This window comes from Paracoccus beibuensis, from assembly GCF_026162625.1.
In the GTDB taxonomy this organism is placed as follows: domain Bacteria; phylum Pseudomonadota; class Alphaproteobacteria; order Rhodobacterales; family Rhodobacteraceae; genus Paracoccus; species Paracoccus beibuensis.
Genome location: NZ_JAOTBD010000011.1, coordinates 65,131 through 79,551 on the forward strand (window position 1 = coordinate 65,131; position 14,421 = coordinate 79,551).

General features: G+C 67.0%; 14 protein-coding genes. 5 read left to right on the forward strand and 9 right to left on the reverse strand.

Translation table 11 applies throughout. The features are described 5' to 3' along the window. Positions 1 to 42: 42 nt before the first annotated feature. Positions 43 to 654 (forward strand): hypothetical protein, encoded by a 612-nt coding sequence (locus OC159_RS09520; RefSeq protein WP_265500914.1) that lies wholly within the window; start codon positions 43 to 45, stop codon positions 652 to 654. A 6-nt stretch (positions 655 to 660) separates the two neighbouring features. On the opposite strand, the gene OC159_RS09525 is transcribed toward OC159_RS09520, so the two are convergent. Together OC159_RS09525 and OC159_RS09530 are read right to left on the reverse strand one after the other, a co-directional pair. Continuing rightward, complete coding sequence (locus OC159_RS09525) at positions 661 to 1,836, reverse strand: nucleotide sugar dehydrogenase (RefSeq protein WP_265500915.1); 1,176 nt, start codon at positions 1,834 to 1,836, stop codon at positions 661 to 663. An 80-nt stretch (positions 1,837 to 1,916) separates the two neighbouring features. After that, positions 1,917 to 4,070: a malate synthase G gene (locus OC159_RS09530; protein WP_265500916.1), complete on the reverse strand. Its 2,154-nt coding sequence runs from the start codon at positions 4,068 to 4,070 to the stop codon at positions 1,917 to 1,919. Positions 4,071 to 4,381: 311 nt separating this feature from the next. Here OC159_RS09530 and OC159_RS09535 point away from each other — a divergent pair, with 311 nt between their 5' ends. Continuing rightward, the gene (locus OC159_RS09535) at positions 4,382 to 5,626 is read left to right on the forward strand and encodes an aromatic ring-hydroxylating oxygenase subunit alpha (RefSeq protein WP_265500917.1); all 1,245 of its coding nucleotides are present in this window, start codon (positions 4,382 to 4,384) and stop codon (positions 5,624 to 5,626) included. A 7-nt stretch (positions 5,627 to 5,633) separates the two neighbouring features. Further along, complete coding sequence (locus tag OC159_RS09540) at positions 5,634 to 6,710, forward strand: hybrid-cluster NAD(P)-dependent oxidoreductase (RefSeq protein WP_265500918.1); 1,077 nt, start codon at positions 5,634 to 5,636, stop codon at positions 6,708 to 6,710. 53 nt (positions 6,711 to 6,763) lie between these two features. On the opposite strand, the gene OC159_RS09545 is transcribed toward OC159_RS09540, so the two are convergent. The 5 genes from OC159_RS09545 to OC159_RS09565 form a co-directional block, all read right to left on the reverse strand. After that, positions 6,764 to 7,366 carry a 2-dehydro-3-deoxy-6-phosphogalactonate aldolase gene (locus OC159_RS09545; protein WP_265500919.1) on the reverse strand — a complete coding sequence of 201 codons (603 nt, stop codon included), beginning with the start codon at positions 7,364 to 7,366 and terminating at the stop codon, positions 6,764 to 6,766. A gap of 10 nt (positions 7,367 to 7,376) precedes the next feature. Next, the gene (locus OC159_RS09550) at positions 7,377 to 8,261 is read right to left on the reverse strand and encodes a 2-dehydro-3-deoxygalactonokinase (RefSeq protein WP_265500920.1); all 885 of its coding nucleotides are present in this window, start codon (positions 8,259 to 8,261) and stop codon (positions 7,377 to 7,379) included. A 62-nt stretch (positions 8,262 to 8,323) separates the two neighbouring features. Next, positions 8,324 to 9,097, reverse strand: coding sequence for a hypothetical protein (locus tag OC159_RS09555; RefSeq protein WP_265500921.1), 774 nt, complete (start codon positions 9,095 to 9,097; stop codon positions 8,324 to 8,326). A 2-nt stretch (positions 9,098 to 9,099) separates the two neighbouring features. After that, complete coding sequence (locus tag OC159_RS09560; RefSeq protein WP_265500922.1) at positions 9,100 to 10,515, reverse strand: dihydrolipoyl dehydrogenase; 1,416 nt, start codon at positions 10,513 to 10,515, stop codon at positions 9,100 to 9,102. Positions 10,516 to 10,672: 157 nt separating this feature from the next. Beyond that, a complete protein-coding gene (locus OC159_RS09565) occupies positions 10,673 to 11,290 on the reverse strand; it encodes a helix-turn-helix transcriptional regulator (protein WP_265500923.1) in 618 nt (205 codons plus the stop codon). 133 nt (positions 11,291 to 11,423) lie between these two features. Here OC159_RS09565 and OC159_RS09570 point away from each other — a divergent pair, with 133 nt between their 5' ends. Continuing rightward, a complete protein-coding gene (locus OC159_RS09570) occupies positions 11,424 to 11,627 on the forward strand; it encodes a hypothetical protein (RefSeq protein ID WP_265500924.1) in 204 nt (67 codons plus the stop codon). Next, positions 11,624 to 12,256: an acyl-homoserine-lactone synthase gene (locus tag OC159_RS09575; RefSeq protein ID WP_265500925.1), complete on the forward strand. Its 633-nt coding sequence runs from the start codon at positions 11,624 to 11,626 to the stop codon at positions 12,254 to 12,256. Before OC159_RS09570 ends, OC159_RS09575 begins: the two co-directional genes overlap by 4 nt. A gap of 4 nt (positions 12,257 to 12,260) precedes the next feature. Here OC159_RS09575 and OC159_RS09580 read toward each other — a convergent pair whose 3' ends face one another. Continuing rightward, a complete protein-coding gene (locus tag OC159_RS09580) occupies positions 12,261 to 13,775 on the reverse strand; it encodes a PhnE/PtxC family ABC transporter permease (RefSeq protein ID WP_265500926.1) in 1,515 nt (504 codons plus the stop codon). After that, positions 13,765 to 14,421, reverse strand: coding sequence for an ATP-binding cassette domain-containing protein (locus OC159_RS09585; RefSeq protein ID WP_265500927.1), 657 nt, complete (start codon positions 14,419 to 14,421; stop codon positions 13,765 to 13,767). Before OC159_RS09585 ends, OC159_RS09580 begins: the two co-directional genes overlap by 11 nt.

Here is a 14,421-nt window from a genome sequence, read left to right on the forward strand (position 1 = left end):
TCGCAGGTGTTCCCTGCCGCACGCAAGGATGGAAGCTGAGACATGTGGGACTGGATCGAATCGAATAGCGGCCTTGTTCAGGCGGCGATGTCCGCGGTGACGGCGCTGGTCTGGATGATCTACCTGCACATCATCGTCTCCGGCCTGCGACGTCAGCGCCGGACCGAAATCCTGATCCATCTGGGCGGCGCGCGCGACATGTCGGGACGCATCCTGGTCAGCAACCTGGGATTCGAGCCGATCTATGTGCTGGAAATCATGCTCACGGTCTGGACCGAACAGGGCGAGCGCATGTCATCGGTCGCCGACCGGACCGAGATCGCGCGCGAACAGCACAAGACCCCGCGGGAAGCGACGCTGCAGGGCCCGCTGAAGTCAGGGGACTCCGTTGATATCGGCAGCGTCCTCAACCTCGTGGAGCGCGCGAGGCACAGCAGCTTCGACGACCTGGACGCCAACGACATCAGCAAGATCGAGATCACGGTGGCGGCAGTGACCGCCGCCGACAGTGCCATCGCGGCGGCCTCGCGGGTCTTCAGGATAGCTGGCCGCGGCGACGACATGCAGATCTGCCCCACATCGCTGGAAACCCAGCAGGTCAGGTCGCGCTATCGTCGCCGCAAGATTCAGTCGAAGCTGAAATCGATGCTCTAGGACGCCTCAGTCGGCGCCGAATAGGTCGCGCGTGTAGACCCGCGACGCCACGTCCTGAAGGTCGGGGGTCAGGCGGTTCGCCACGACGATCTGCGCCCTGCGCTTGAATTCGCCAAGGTCGGTGAGCACGTCGGAGCCGAAGAACTGTCTGTCGGTCATCGCAGGTTCATAGATGATGATCTCGACGCCCTTGGCCTTCAGCCGCTTCATGATGCCCTGCACCGCGCTTTGCCGGAAGTTGTCCGAGCCGGACTTCATGACCAGCCGATAGATGCCGACCACCTTGGGCTGGTGCGACAGGATGTGGTCCGCGATCACGTCCTTGCGGGTGCGGTTCGCCTCGACCACGGCGGCGATCAGGTTCTGTGGCACGTTGCTATAGTTCGCCAGCAGCTGCTTGCTGTCCTTGGGAAGGCAATAGCCGCCATAGCCGAAGGACGGATTGTTGTAGTGCGTCCCGATCCGCGGATCGAGGCCTACGCCGTCGATGATCTGCCGGCTGTCGAGGCCATGCGTCAGGGCATAGCTGTCCAGTTCGTTGAAATAGGCGACGCGCAGGGCAAGGTAGGTATTGGCGAACAGCTTGATCGCCTCGGCCTCGGTCGGGCCGGTCAGCAGGACGGGCACGTTGTCGTCCAGCGCAGCCTCTGCCAGCAGGCCGGCGAAGGCGCGGCCGCGGGGGCTGTCCTCGCCCACGACGATGCGGGACGGGTGCAGGTTGTCGTGCAGGGCGCGGCCTTCACGCAGGAATTCCGGGCTGAAGATCACCTGTTCGGTGCCAAGACGCGCCGAGACGTCCTTGACGAAGCCGACCGGCACCGTCGACTTGACGACGATCGTCGCCTGCGGCGCCAGCCGCATCACGTCGCGGATGACGGCCTCGACGCTGGAGGTGTCGAAGCGGTTCGTGACCGGGTCGTAATTCGTAGGTGTCGCGACGATCACGAACTCGGCATCGTCATAGGCCGTGGCCGGGTCGGTGGTGGCCGTCAGGTCCAGCGTTTGCGTGGCCAGGTGCCGGGCCATCTCGTCGTCGACGATGGGGCAGCGACGGTTGTTCAGCATCGCCACACGTTCCTCGTCCACGTCGAGCGCACGCACCCTGTTGCGTGCCGCCAGCAGAACCGCGTTCGACAGGCCGACATAACCGATTCCGGCCACGGCGATGTTCTTTCCCGACATTCAGGTGCATCCCTTCCATTTGGTCAGCCGCACCTTAGCGTGCGGCAGCGGCATGACAACCGCTGCCGTTCCGCTGGGTTTCAGTCTTGTGACAGTGCCTTGGCCTCTGCCCTTCGCGCATGCAGCAGAGGCTCGGTATAGCCGGAAGGCTGCGCTGCGCCTGACAGAACAAGGTCGCGCGCGGCAAGGAAGGCCGGACCGTCGAATCGCGGCGCCATGGGGCGATAGGCCGGGTCGCCGGCGTTCTGGCCGTCGACCTTGACCGCCATACGGCGCAGGGCGTCCTCGACCTGGTCGCGACTGACGACGCCGTGTTCCAGCCAGTTGGCCAGATACTGTGCGCTGATCCGGCAAGTGGCGCGGTCTTCCATCAGCTGGACATCGTCGATGTCCGGCACCTTGGAACAGCCGATCCCCTGGTCGACCCACCGCACCACATAGCCGAGGATCCCCTGCGCGCTGTTGTCCAGTTCGCGCAGGACCTCATCCTGCGGCATCGGGCCATCGGCCAGTGCCGGCGTCAGCAGCAGATCCAGGTCGGGCCGGGGCTGTCCTTCCAGTTCGGCCTGTCGGGCGGCCACGTCGACCTGGTGGTAATGCAGCGCATGCAGCACCGCCGCCGTGGGCGAGGGGACCCACGCCGTCGAGGCACCCGCCTGCGGATGCGCGATCTTCGCCTCCAGCATCTCGGCCATGGCGTCGGGCTTGGCCCACATGCCCTTGCCGATCTGTGCGCGGCCCCGCATTCCGGCGGCCAGCCCGATCAGGACGTTGCGATCCTCGTAGGCCCTGAGCCACGTCGCCCCCTTCATGCCCGCCCGGCCGACGAAGGGACCTGCCTGCATCGAGGTGTGGATCTCGTCCCCGGTGCGGTCAAGGAATCCGGTGTTGATGAACACGATCCGGTGGCGGAGCGCGTGGATGCAGGCGGCCAGATTGGCGCTGGTGCGGCGCTCCTCGTCCATCAGGCCCAGCTTGACGGTGTTGGGCGCAAGGCCCAGCACGCGTTCCACATGGGTGAAGACGCGGTCGGCGAAGGCTGCTTCGTCAGGCCCGTGCATCTTCGGCTTGACGACATAGATCGCGCCCGCGCGGCTGTTGCCCAGCCCCGCTGTCCGGTTCAGATCGTGGAGGGCAGCGGCGACCGTGACCATCGCGTCCATCAGGCCTTCGGGCGTCGGCTGGCCGTTTCTGCGAACGACATCCGTGGTCATCAGGTGGCCGACATTGCGCACCAGCAGCAGCGCCCGCCCCGGCAAGGTCAGCGTGCTGCCATCGGGCCGCTTGATCCGCCGGTCGTCCGCCAGACGCCGGGTCATCGTCCGGCCGCCCTTGTCGAAGCTTTCCGCAAGGTCGCCCTTCATCAGCCCCAGCCAGTTGCGATAGACCGCGATCTTGTCCGCCGCATCGACGGCCGCCACGCTGTCCTCGCAATCCTGGATGGCGGTCAGCGCCGCCTCGAGCACGACGTCGCGCAGGCCGCTGGCGGATGCCGCGCCGATGGGGTGGTCGCGGTCGATCAGCAGCTCGACATGCAGGCCGTGGTGGCGCAGCACATAGGCGGTCGCGGCACCGTCGCTGCGGGTACCGACGAAGCCGTCGGGCTTGGCCAGGCGCACCGGCTGGCCTGCGATGGTCGCGACCAGTCCTTCGGCGTCGGCCGCATATTCGGCAACACCGCCATGACTGCCCGCCAGCAGCGGAAAGGTCTGGTCCAGGAACTCGGTCGCGCGGGCCACAACGGCATCGCGCCGCACCGAATCGAAGCCGCCGGTCGGCACCGGCCCCACCACGTCGGACCCGTACATTGCGTCGTAAAGCGATCCCCAGCGGGCGTTGGCCGCGTTCAGCGCGAACCGGGCGTTGCTGACCGGCACGACCAGCTGCGGGCCGGCTGTCGCGGCGATCTCGGGGTCGACGTCGCCGTTGTCGATCCTGAACGGTGCAGGCTCGGGAACCAGATAGCCGATCTCGGTCAGGAAGGCGCGATAGGCCGCGCCATCCCACGCCTGATTGCCCCGCGCCTTGTGCCACGCATCGATCTGCGACTGAAGCTGGGCGCGCCTCTCCAGCAGGGCGCGGTTTTCATTGGCGAACTGGTCCACGAGGTCGGCATAACCGCTCCAGAACCGCTCCGCCGCGACGCCGGTTCCCGCAAGCACCTGATCTTCAACGAAGAGGGCGAAGTCAGAGGCGACCTCCAGCCCGTGACGGTTCGTGATGCTGCGGTCCATTCGAATCCTCCTTCAGGGCGCGGGTCGCGCCATCATCAGGCCTAACTCAGACCAAAGTCGGTGCCAAGAGATGAATGGAAGGGTTTTCCACTAAATCCGAAAAACTGTTTCTACGGGCGAAGGGGCGTTGCGGGAACCGCGTTTCCCATCTCTTTTGCTGTTGGGGAAACGCTACTTTCCGCCTAAGGGAACAGCTTTCATGCAAGCATGTCTGTTTCCGCCGTCCGAGTGTCGCAAATCTGCCAAGATGACGCGCCTGCGTCGCTAATTTCAGTCCCGAAGCCCCTGCCACGCAAGCCAAAGCGACCGCCATGACACATGTCTCGCACCAAACCCCCTCCACCGCAGAGTTGATCGCAGCCCGCAAGCCCGATCATTCGTTGCCCCGCGACCTGTACTGCGGAGAGCAGGCCTATCGCGACGATCTGGAACAGATCTGGTACCGCGAGTGGCTGTTCGTCGGCCCGTCCTGCGAACTGCCCAAGACCGGCAGCTACGTGACGCTGCAGGTCGGCGACTATCCCGTCATCGTGACGCGCGGCACCGACAAACGCATCCGCGCCTTCCACAACGTCTGCCGTCATCGCGGCCAGCGCCTGTGCGCCAAGTCGAACGGCACGAACCCCAAGCTGGTCTGCCCGTATCACCAGTGGACCTACGACCTCGACGGCAAGCTGCTGTTCGCACGCGACATGGGCGAGACCTTCGACCCGTCGAAATACAGCCTCAAGCCCGTTCACTGCATCGACCTGGGCGGGATGATCTTCATCTGCTTGGCCAAGGTGCCTCCGGCCATCAACGACCTGGCCGCGAACTTGACCCGCTATGTCGCCCCCTCGGCCCTGGCCGATGCCAAGGTCGCCTTCACCTCGACCATCGTGGAAAAGGGCAACTGGAAGCTGGTGATGGAGAATAACCGCGAGTGCTATCACTGCGGCGGCTCTCATCCCTCGCTCTGCCGGACCTATTCGGACGATCCGCTGATGACGGTGATGGAGGGTCCGAACGCCGCCAGTCCCGAGATCCTGGAGCACTGGGCGCGCTGCGATGCCGCCGACCTGCCCGCCCGCTTCGTGAACGCCCCCGACATGCAGTGGCGCATGGCCCGCGTGCCGCTGATGGATGCGCAGGAAAGCTTCACCATGTCGGGCAAGGTGGCCGTGTCGCGCCGCATGGGCACGATGCCCTGGAACGACGCCGGCAGCCTGATGTTCTATCACTTCCCGTCCAGCTGGAACCATTTCCTGCCGGATCATGCCATCGTCTTCCGCATCCTGCCGATCAGCCCGACCGAGACGCAGGTCACCACGCACTGGCTGGTCCACAAGGACGCGGTCGAGGGGCAGGACTACGACCTGGAGACCCTGACCCGCGTCTGGCTGAACACCAACGACGAGGACCGCCAGGTCGTCGAGGAGAACCAGCGCGGCATCCTGTCGCCCGCCTACGAGCCCGGCCCCTATTCGCCGCGCCAGGAAGCCGGCGTCATCCACCTGATCGACTGGTATTGCGGGCTGATGGCCTCGCGCCTGAACATGCAGCAAGCGGCCGAGTAAGAGACCGATGAAGAAACCCCGCCTGAACTGGGCCGCCGAGCCGTGGTCCGACGACGAGCCGCTGGAATGCGTCATGATCGTCCCCGAAACTCGCGACACGGCGACCTTCACCTTCCGCGCACCTTCTGGCGCCTGGTTCGACTATCAGCCGGGGCAATTCATCACACTGGACTTGCCGGTCCCGGGCGGCAACATCCAGCGGACCTACACGATCAGCTCATCCCCCTCGCGGCCGCTGTCGATCACGGTGACCGTCAAGGCGCAGTCGACCTCGATCGGGACTCGCTGGATGCTGGACCACCTGCAGCCGGGCATGCGCATCAAGGCCTATGGCCCGGCGGGGATCTTCAGCTTCCACCGCCACCAGGCGAAGAAGTACCTGTTCATCTCGGCCGGGTCGGGGATCACGCCGATGATGTCGATGACGACCTGGGCGTGGGACCAAGCGCAGGAAACCGACATTGTCTTCGTCCACGCCGCCCGGCGCCCGTCCGAGATCATCTTCCGCGACCTTCTGGAACATTACGCCGTCCGCGCGCCCGGCCTGCAGTTGCGCCTGACGGTCGAGGAACCCGAACCCTATCGCGTCTGGCACGGCTATCAGGGTCGCCTGAACAGCCTGATGCTAGGCCTGATGGCGCATGACTATCTGGAACGCGAGATCTTCTGCTGCGGTCCCGAGCCGTTCATGCATGCCGTCCGAGAAATGCTGATCTCTATGGGCTACGACATGGAACATTATCACCAGGAAAGCTTCGGCGCCCCGATCGCGACGGAAGCCGAAGCCCCGGTGCTGGACAACGTCGCTCCGGACGATGATGCCCGCGCCCAAGTGATCTTCACCGAAAGCGGCGTGACTGCCGCCTGCACCGAAACCGACACCGTCCTTGCCGTCGCCAAGCGGGCAGGTCTGAACATCCCGTCGGGCTGCACCTTCGGCCTTTGCGGCACCTGCCGGATCCGCAAGGTGTCAGGCGAGGTTCACATGGTCCATAATGGCGGCATCAGCGACGAGGACATCGAAGAAGGATGGATCCTGGCCTGCTGTTCCAACCCCTTGGGCAAGATCGAGGTCGAGGTCTGATCGCTATGCCGAGTCGATGCAATGGCAGCCGCCGTCGGCCTGCCATTCTGGTGTCACGCGACGGCGTCCCAGGCCGCGACCATGCGGGCGGCCTTGGCGGCGACGATCTCGGCACTGTCGCCGGGTGCATAAAGCGCCGAGCCGATGCCAAAGCCGACTGCGCCCGCCTTGCGCCACGCCTCCATGTTCTCGGCGGATACGCCGCCGACGGCCCAGCATTCCGTACCCTTCGGCAGGACCGCCCGCATCGCGCGCAGCCCCGCCGGGCCGATCAGCTCTCCGGGGAACAGCTTCAGGCCGGTGGCGCCGGCACCAAGCGCCACGAAGCACTCTGACGGTGTCATGACGCCGGGATAGCTCTCCATGCCGGCGTCGCGCGTGGCGCGGATCACCTCGGGGGCGCAGTTTGGCGACAACACCATGCGACCGCCGGCCTCGGCCACGGCCGCGACATCCGCGACCGTCAGGACGGTGCCGGCACCGATGACGGCGCGGTCCCCGAAGTCGCGGGCAAGAATGCGGATGCTGTCCAGTGGGTCCGGAGAGTTCAGTGGCACCTCGTGCCGCGTGATGCCTGCGTCGATCAGGGCAGAGGCGACGTCAGGTGCCTCGGCTGGCGTCAGGCCGCGAAGGATGGCGATCAGGGGGCGGGACATGGGCAAACCTTCAGCTGGTGGCCAGGAACTGGCGATGGGCGGCGGCCAGGCCCGCCAGCGTGGCGTCCTCGACCGCCATCCTTGCAGCCGGCACGCCCTGCGCGCCCAGGGCTTCGGCATAAAGCGCGGACAGGGAAGGGGCGCCGATGACGGTCACGTCGCAGCCCAGCCACCACGGCTTTGCGGCAGCAAGTTCCCATCCGATGAGGGTGCCTGACAGCCGCGCACGCGCCTCGATGGGGTCGAGGTCCCCCAGCAGCGCCTCGGCCCGCAGCTGAAAGAGGCCGCCGAAGCCGCGTTCCGGCCGCGCCATCGCGTCCGACACCGCCGCTAGGAATACCTGCGGGTTGCTGCCTTCGGTGGCGACCGTGTGGCGCAGCACCGACTGTCCGGCAATCAAGCCAAACAGCTCGCCCGTCATCAGGCTCTTGAAATTGCAAATCTCTCCGGCCGAGACGCGGACCCATTTGGTATGCGTGCCGGGCAGGCAGACGATGCCGTCGAACTCGGGCGACAGGGACAGAAGGCCCGCGACCTGAGTTTCTTCGCCGCGCATGACGTCGGCGGGACCGGCTTGGCTGACGCCGGCGACGATGCGGACCGGGCGGCCGCCGGGATCGCCGGGAACAGGGACCAGGTGCGGTATGGCGGGGCAGGGGACCGCGACATAGGGTGCCTCGATCCAGCCTTGGCGGGCGCCGACCATGCCGCTGGCGATGACCGGAACGGCGGGCCAGCCTGCGGTTCCATCGGCCAGCACCGGCGCAAATTCGTCAGGCCGCAACCCGCCCATGCCGCGGTCAAGGACGCGTGCCTCGACCGCATTTCGTCCAGACATCGCCCAGAGGCGCAGGTTCGTCGTACCCCAATCGGCAGCGATCCAGTCAATCGTCAACGGCGTCTCCCTTTTCGGGAACCGGTTTGCTGGATTGCCGACTGCAAGGCAAGCCCCCAGGATCACCGATTCCGGGCCTCGGCGCGGGCCAGCTTCGGCTCGATCCGACTGAATGCCGCGGCCAGTTCCGTGGTGAACTGGCCCGGCGCAAACCGTCGAACGCCCGAATGCGCGGCGCAGAGCCAGCGCAGGTCGGCAGCCTCGGTCGCCAGCCCCCGCAGCCAAGTCCTGAATTCGGCCAGAGCGGCGGGGTGCTGCTGGAGGGCCTGGGGCAGCGAGGGGTGCAGGAACAGCCGCGGTTTCCGCACGAAGCGGCGCAGAAGCGACGGCACCGGCATCAGGTTGATCGTGTCGTCGACATGCAGGCTGCGGCTGGCCGGGTGCCAGGCCAGCAGCGACCCCGCATGCACCCGCTCGTTCGTGCTGACATAGTCGATGCCGCGCGGCAGGGTCAGGACCAGATCGCGCGAGAACATGTCGGCCACCTCGGGGCTTTCGACCGGCTCGGACCGCCAGTCGAGATCCGGGTGCTGGCGCCGATGACGATAGGACCCAAACAGCGCGGCTTGCGGAAAGTCCCGGGCCGTGGCGGCGCAATGCAAGGTGTGGAATGGGTGCAGGTTCAAAACGGCCGCCACCGCGCGTCCCTGGTCGGTCAGGGCCATCACGCGGTCGCGGATCTCTCCGCGCAGGGGATAGCTGTCCAGCATGACGAACTGCCCCGAGGTCAGCCTGACCAGCGACGCCTGGGTGCCGACGTTCAGGACCCCGCCGATCCGCAAGTCGCCGCGGATCGACCAGAAGCCGTGGCCCAGGTCATGGATCGCCTCGGTCACCCTCAGCCCCCTGGCAGATTCCCCGAGTCGCGCGACTCGGGGACGGGCTGACTGGTCTTGCGGCAGATCTCGCGCAGCGCGGTTTTCATCCCTTCCTCCAAGGTCGGGTGGTAGAAGGGCCTGGCGAGGACCTGCGGCGCGGTCGCGCCGGTCTCGATGGTCCAGGCCAGAAGATGCGACAGATGTTCGGCCCCCGGGCAGCAGAGGTCGGCGCCGGTCAGCCGCCCGTCACCGTCGGCGTAAACCGACATCACGCCCTCGGCCCTGGCTTCGGTGCGGGCGCGGCCCTGGTTGCCATAGTCGGACCGGCCACAGATGGTGCCATCCCCAGGGGCGGCGCCGATGCTCGCCACAGGCGGGTCGGTGAAGGTCAGCGTGAAGGGCGTGTTGCGGTCCTGCGGCGCAACGTCGGGATAAGTCGCAGCGTTCCGACCCGCGATGGCACCCTCGGTCGAGGCCTCGTGCAGCAGGGGCGCATCCGCATCGGCGTCCCCGGCCATGAAGACCGCAGCATCGCCGCACTGCATCGTCCGGCGGTCGAAGACCGGGGTTCCGCGGTCGTCCAGCTCAAGACTCGAGGCCTTCAGGTTCAGCTGCTTCAGGTTCGGCGGCCGTCCCGTCGCCACAAGAACGTGGCTGAACACCGCCCGGCCCGGATCGTCGCCGGTCCAGTCGATGCGGATGCCGTCCTCGACCGCCTCGGCCGAGGTGTCGCAGCCAAGCCTCAGCGTCAGGTCGCGCGACACGGCATCCTTCAGCGCCGCATGGACCGCATCGCAGCGGGCCTTGGCCAGCCTCGTCTCCTTGTCAAAGAGCGTCACCTTGACGCCGAGCCGACCCATGGCCTGCGCCATCTCCAACCCGATCGGGCCGCCGCCGATCACGGCCAGACGCTGGGGCAGGTCGGGCAGCTCGAACAGCGTCTCGGTGGTCAGGACCCGCGGACCCAGGCCCCTGAACGGCGGGGGGATAGTGGCGAGCGATCCCGTGGCGATGACCACGGACCGGGCGGAAATCCTGCGGCCATCCTCCAGCACCAGCTGCCCCGGCCCGTCAAACCGGGCGCGACCGGTGACGGCGGTGCCCTCGGGCAGGTCGTCGAAGCTCTCTTTCGTGAAGGCGACGAACTGGTCCCGTTCCTCCCTTACGCGGGCCATCACGGCGGGGCCGTCGATGGCGACGCTGGCGGGAACCACCCCGAAGACCGGCGCACGACGCACCGCATGTGCCGCATGGGCGGCCGCAATCAGCAGCTTGGAGGGCATGCAGCCCGTGTTGGCACACAGCGTGCCTCGAAACTCGGGATCGATCAACAGAGTGCGGGCGCCTGCCTTGCGGGCGGCACGTTCGACCGCGATACCGGCGGTTCCGGCGCCGATGACTGCGACGTCGCAGTGAAGGTTGCGATGCTCCCCCATCACCACAGGCCGTTCGGATGGGCAGGGCAGGGGGTCATGGGCGCTCCGATCGACTGCATCTGAATCTTCAACCGATGCATCGGGCGGACGTTCCGGTGGGGCTGTTCACGGAAGCGTGAGCCTGCCAAAGCTGACGGAGGAAAGCCGCGTCAGCAGGTCAGAGATAGTTTCGCGCCACGGCGATCGCCACGGCCTGCGTCCGGCTTCTTGCCCCCAGCTTGGCGCAGGCTTTCAGGGCGCGCTGCTTGACCGTGGATTCGGCAATGCCCAACTGCGTCGCCGTTTCCAGCTGACCGTGGCCATCGCGGAAGCAGCGCAGCACGTCCAGTTCGGCCGGCGTCAGCGCCGCTCGGTTCAGGACAAGGTCGGTCCACAGATTGAACCGCGCGACGCAGGTTGCGATCTCGTCATCGCTAAACTCCCGATCCGGATGCGACAGCGTCAGGAAGGACCGCTTGCCCGCCACCTTGCGAGAGATGGCCACCCCGTGGTTCAGCTTGAACCGTCGGGCTGCCTGCATGACGCCGCGCAGGTCCGGAATGCGCACCTCGGACCAGCGGGCTGCGCCGTCATGGGTCATGGTCCACATCGCGATCGGGTCGCCGAAGAAGTAGTTGCGCTCCTCATAGATGGCGCGCCAGGCATCGGGATAGGCGTTGAACAGGTGTTCCGGTCCCCGGAACGTCAGATTGAATCCCATGATCCACCCGGTCGGGGCCAAGGCGTGCATCTGCGCAATCTCGTTGTCAAAGTTCGGGATCAGGTCGTGCAGCATGAAAGCCCTCTGGACGGCATGGCCGGACCGTATGTCTTTTCGGACATAATGAAAAGGCAGGTTCACCCGATTTTCCGCGACAAGCGGGGGCAGGAGGCCCATCCCGTTAATACCTTTTAACAGGAGAACGACGATGGGAATAAGAGAACCGAAACTGGCCACGGCTGAATTCAGCCGCGACATGGTCGAGACCATGCTCACCTATTTCGACGCTTATGCGGACGAGGGTGTGCTGAAGGTCGAGGTTACCTCGTGGGGCCTCTGGCTGCCCAACAAGACAACCGGCGGCCGCCAGTTCCTGGGCCTTGCCAAGCTTCCGGACGGGGTGCGGCAATGAGGGACGAAATCACGGTCACGACCGCAAGCGACCTGAAGGTCGAGGTCATCAACCTGCCCCGCGACATGTCGCGCTTCGATCTGGTCGCCAGCTTCCTCAGGCTGCGCAAGCAGATCTTCGTGGACCGGATGGCGTGGCCCCTGCACCACGCCGACGGGATCGAGTTCGAGCAGTACGACACCTTCGACACCGCCTACGTGATCGCCCACCAGGACGGTCGCGCGCTTGGCGGGGCGCGCCTCAAGCGGACGGATCGGTCGTTCGGGGGGGGCAAGGTCGTCTACTCGTACATGATTCGCGATGCGCATCTGGGGCTGCTGCCGGGCATGCCCACGAACCTCTGCCACGAGGAGCCGCCCGTCGATGCCCAGGCTTGGGAACTGACGCGCTTCGCATCGCTGCCGATCCCCGGCCTGGCCGAAAGGATCCTCGACGTGTCGAACGACTACCTGCACAGGGTTGGCGCCACGGACTGTCTGTTCCTGGGACCGCCCGCCTTCCTGCGGATGGCCACCCGGCTTGGCTGGACGCCGCGTCCGATGGGCGACCTGGTGTCGAACGACGACGGCAAGTTCCTGGCCTTTGCCTGCGCCGTGCGCGAGCCGGTGCACGGCAGCGTCGCACACTAGGGCGTCAGCAGCCGGAAGCCCGGCCGGGAGTCATCCCCGGCCGGGGCTCGGTCCGCCGCAGCGAACCCGCGCCAAGCCGCGCGCGGATGGCGCGCGACAGCGCGTCGATGCCGACCGTGATCAGCCCGGTCGCGGCAAGGATGACGACTGCGCGGTCGATGCGCAGCGCGACGATGGCGTCGTCCAGGTAGAATCCCAGGGTCGCGATGCCCAGGATGCCCATGATCGCGGATTCGCGGATGATGATCTCCCACCGGTAGAGACACAGGGCGACGAAGCTGCCGAACAGCCTCGGCACGATCTCCCACCCCCAGAGGGTCAGGCCCTTCGGCGCATCGGGTCGCAGCGTCAGGCCCTCGGCCTGCCGGCCCAGCAGGTGGCCGATGATCGCGCCGTTGTGCAGGCCGAGGGCCAGGATCGCGGGCAGCATCGACGGTCCCCAGACCTGCAGGAACAGGTAGGCCAGCATGTATTCGGGAAACGACCGCAGCACGACCAGCAGCAGGTGCCCCGCCGCCGCGCCGATGCGGCCGGTCACGCGCGGCACGATCAGCGCCTGTCCGACGAAAGCCACCAGTCCCGCGACGATCAGCGCCAGCTGCGCCACGACCAGCGTCGCCGCCAGCCCCGGCAGGATCGCGCCCTGCAGCAGGTCCCACAGCCACGGTCCCAGTTCCCCCAAGTTCCCTTGGCGCAGCGGGGCCGGCACGATGTCCTCCGACAGGAACCGCCACAGCGCGCCGCTGCCCATCGGCGGCGCCGTCACCTGCGACAGCATCACCCCCGCCGCAACCAGCCAGGCCGGCAGCAGTCGCGGCCGCATCCAGACGCGGACGCTGGCGATCAGCGCGATATAGATGGCCATGACGGCCCCCGCCGCGCCATATTCGCCCTGCTTGAAGAAGCTGTCCAACTGGAAGCCAAGCGTCGGAAGTCCGACGAATCCCAGCACCGCCGACGACCTCAGCCCGCATTCCAGGCGATAGAGCGCGTAGCTGACCATCTGCGGCCGCGCCAATGGCACCCGGGCCCACAGGAACCGCGTCAGCGGGTCGACCCTTGGCCCCAGCCAGTCGGCGGGACGGCGGTCGGCCTCGTCCAGGATCTCGGACAGGACTTTGGCAAAGATGCCGCAATACGGCAGAGCGATTGCCAGAAGCCCGGTCCAGACGCCGATCCCGAAGACCTGCATCAGCATCAGCGCCCAGAAGAGCTCGTGGACCGAGCGCAGCGCGATGGCAGGGATGCGAACCACGCGCAGGCGATAGAAGGGCGCCAGGCACAGCCCCGCCAGCCCGCCGATGGCAACGCCCGCGATGGCGAAGGCGACGGTCAGGGCGACGGCGCGGGCGATCTGCTCGATGGCATTGAATTCGGGCGACAGGAAGCCCCCCGCCATGCGGGACAGGGTTGCCCACGGATCATGTCCCGCCGTCGTCAGGTCCGCAAAGGGCAGGCAGAGCGCCGCGACAAACAGGAAGGCCGCGACGACGCCGGTCCGCGACAGCTCAACGCGCATAAAGCGCCTCGAGCCGCGCGGCGTCCAGGTCGGCCACCGGCAGGTCGAAGAGTAACGCGCCTTGGCGCAGGCCGACCACCCGCGTCGCGAAGGCGCGCGCAATGCCCACATCATGCAGCGCCAGGACGGCACTCGGGAAGGCATCGCGGATCGTTGCCGCCAGCGCATCCGCCTGCCGGGGGTCGACCGCAGACAGCGGCTCGTCCCCCAGGATCAGGTCGCCGCCGCGATGCAGGGCGCGCGCCAGCGCGACGCGCTGCTTCTGGCCGCCGGACAGGCCCTCGACCGCGCGATCGGCCTCGGGGGCCAAGCCCACGCGCGACAGGTCCGACAGCGCGGCGTCACGGTCGGCCCGCGCGGGCCGGATCAGCGTCCGCAGGTTGCGCCACGCCCCGTGGTCGTCCAGCCGACCCATCAGGACGTTGCGCAGCGCCGACAGCTGCGGCACCAGTGCCGCGTCCTGCGGGACCAGCGCCACGCGCAGATCCCGCACCGCCGCCGCATGAAGCGCCGCCAACAGCGTCGACTTGCCGGACCCGCTGCGCCCCAGCAGCGCCACGCGTTCGCCGGGGGCGACGTTCAGCCGGACGTCGCGCAGGACCGGCGCGCCGCCATAGCCAAGATCGGCGCCGTGCAGCAACAGCAT

What these genes read in the sequence shown, in the direction of transcription:
- OC159_RS09560 (WP_265500922.1), bottom strand. Translation starts at nt 10,515, where the DNA reads ATGGGGGAGCATCGCAACCTTCACTGCGACGTCGCAGTCATCGGCGCC.
- OC159_RS09575 (WP_265500925.1), top strand. Translation starts at nt 11,624, where the DNA reads ATGAGGGACGAAATCACGGTCACGACCGCAAGCGACCTGAAGGTCGAG.
- OC159_RS09580 (WP_265500926.1), bottom strand. Translation starts at nt 13,775, where the DNA reads ATGCGCGTTGAGCTGTCGCGGACCGGCGTCGTCGCGGCCTTCCTGTTT.
- OC159_RS09570 (WP_265500924.1), top strand. Translation starts at nt 11,424, where the DNA reads ATGGGAATAAGAGAACCGAAACTGGCCACGGCTGAATTCAGCCGCGAC.
- OC159_RS09530 (WP_265500916.1), bottom strand. Translation starts at nt 4,070, where the DNA reads ATGGACCGCAGCATCACGAACCGTCACGGGCTGGAGGTCGCCTCTGAC.
- OC159_RS09535 (WP_265500917.1), top strand. Translation starts at nt 4,382, where the DNA reads ATGACACATGTCTCGCACCAAACCCCCTCCACCGCAGAGTTGATCGCA.
- OC159_RS09565 (WP_265500923.1), bottom strand. Translation starts at nt 11,290, where the DNA reads ATGCTGCACGACCTGATCCCGAACTTTGACAACGAGATTGCGCAGATG.
- OC159_RS09525 (WP_265500915.1), bottom strand. Translation starts at nt 1,836, where the DNA reads ATGTCGGGAAAGAACATCGCCGTGGCCGGAATCGGTTATGTCGGCCTG.
- OC159_RS09540 (WP_265500918.1), top strand. Translation starts at nt 5,634, where the DNA reads ATGAAGAAACCCCGCCTGAACTGGGCCGCCGAGCCGTGGTCCGACGAC.
- OC159_RS09585 (WP_265500927.1), bottom strand. Translation starts at nt 14,421, where the DNA reads ATGCTGTTGCTGCACGGCGCCGATCTTGGCTATGGCGGCGCGCCGGTC.
- OC159_RS09545 (WP_265500919.1), bottom strand. Translation starts at nt 7,366, where the DNA reads ATGTCCCGCCCCCTGATCGCCATCCTTCGCGGCCTGACGCCAGCCGAG.
- OC159_RS09520 (WP_265500914.1), top strand. Translation starts at nt 43, where the DNA reads ATGTGGGACTGGATCGAATCGAATAGCGGCCTTGTTCAGGCGGCGATG.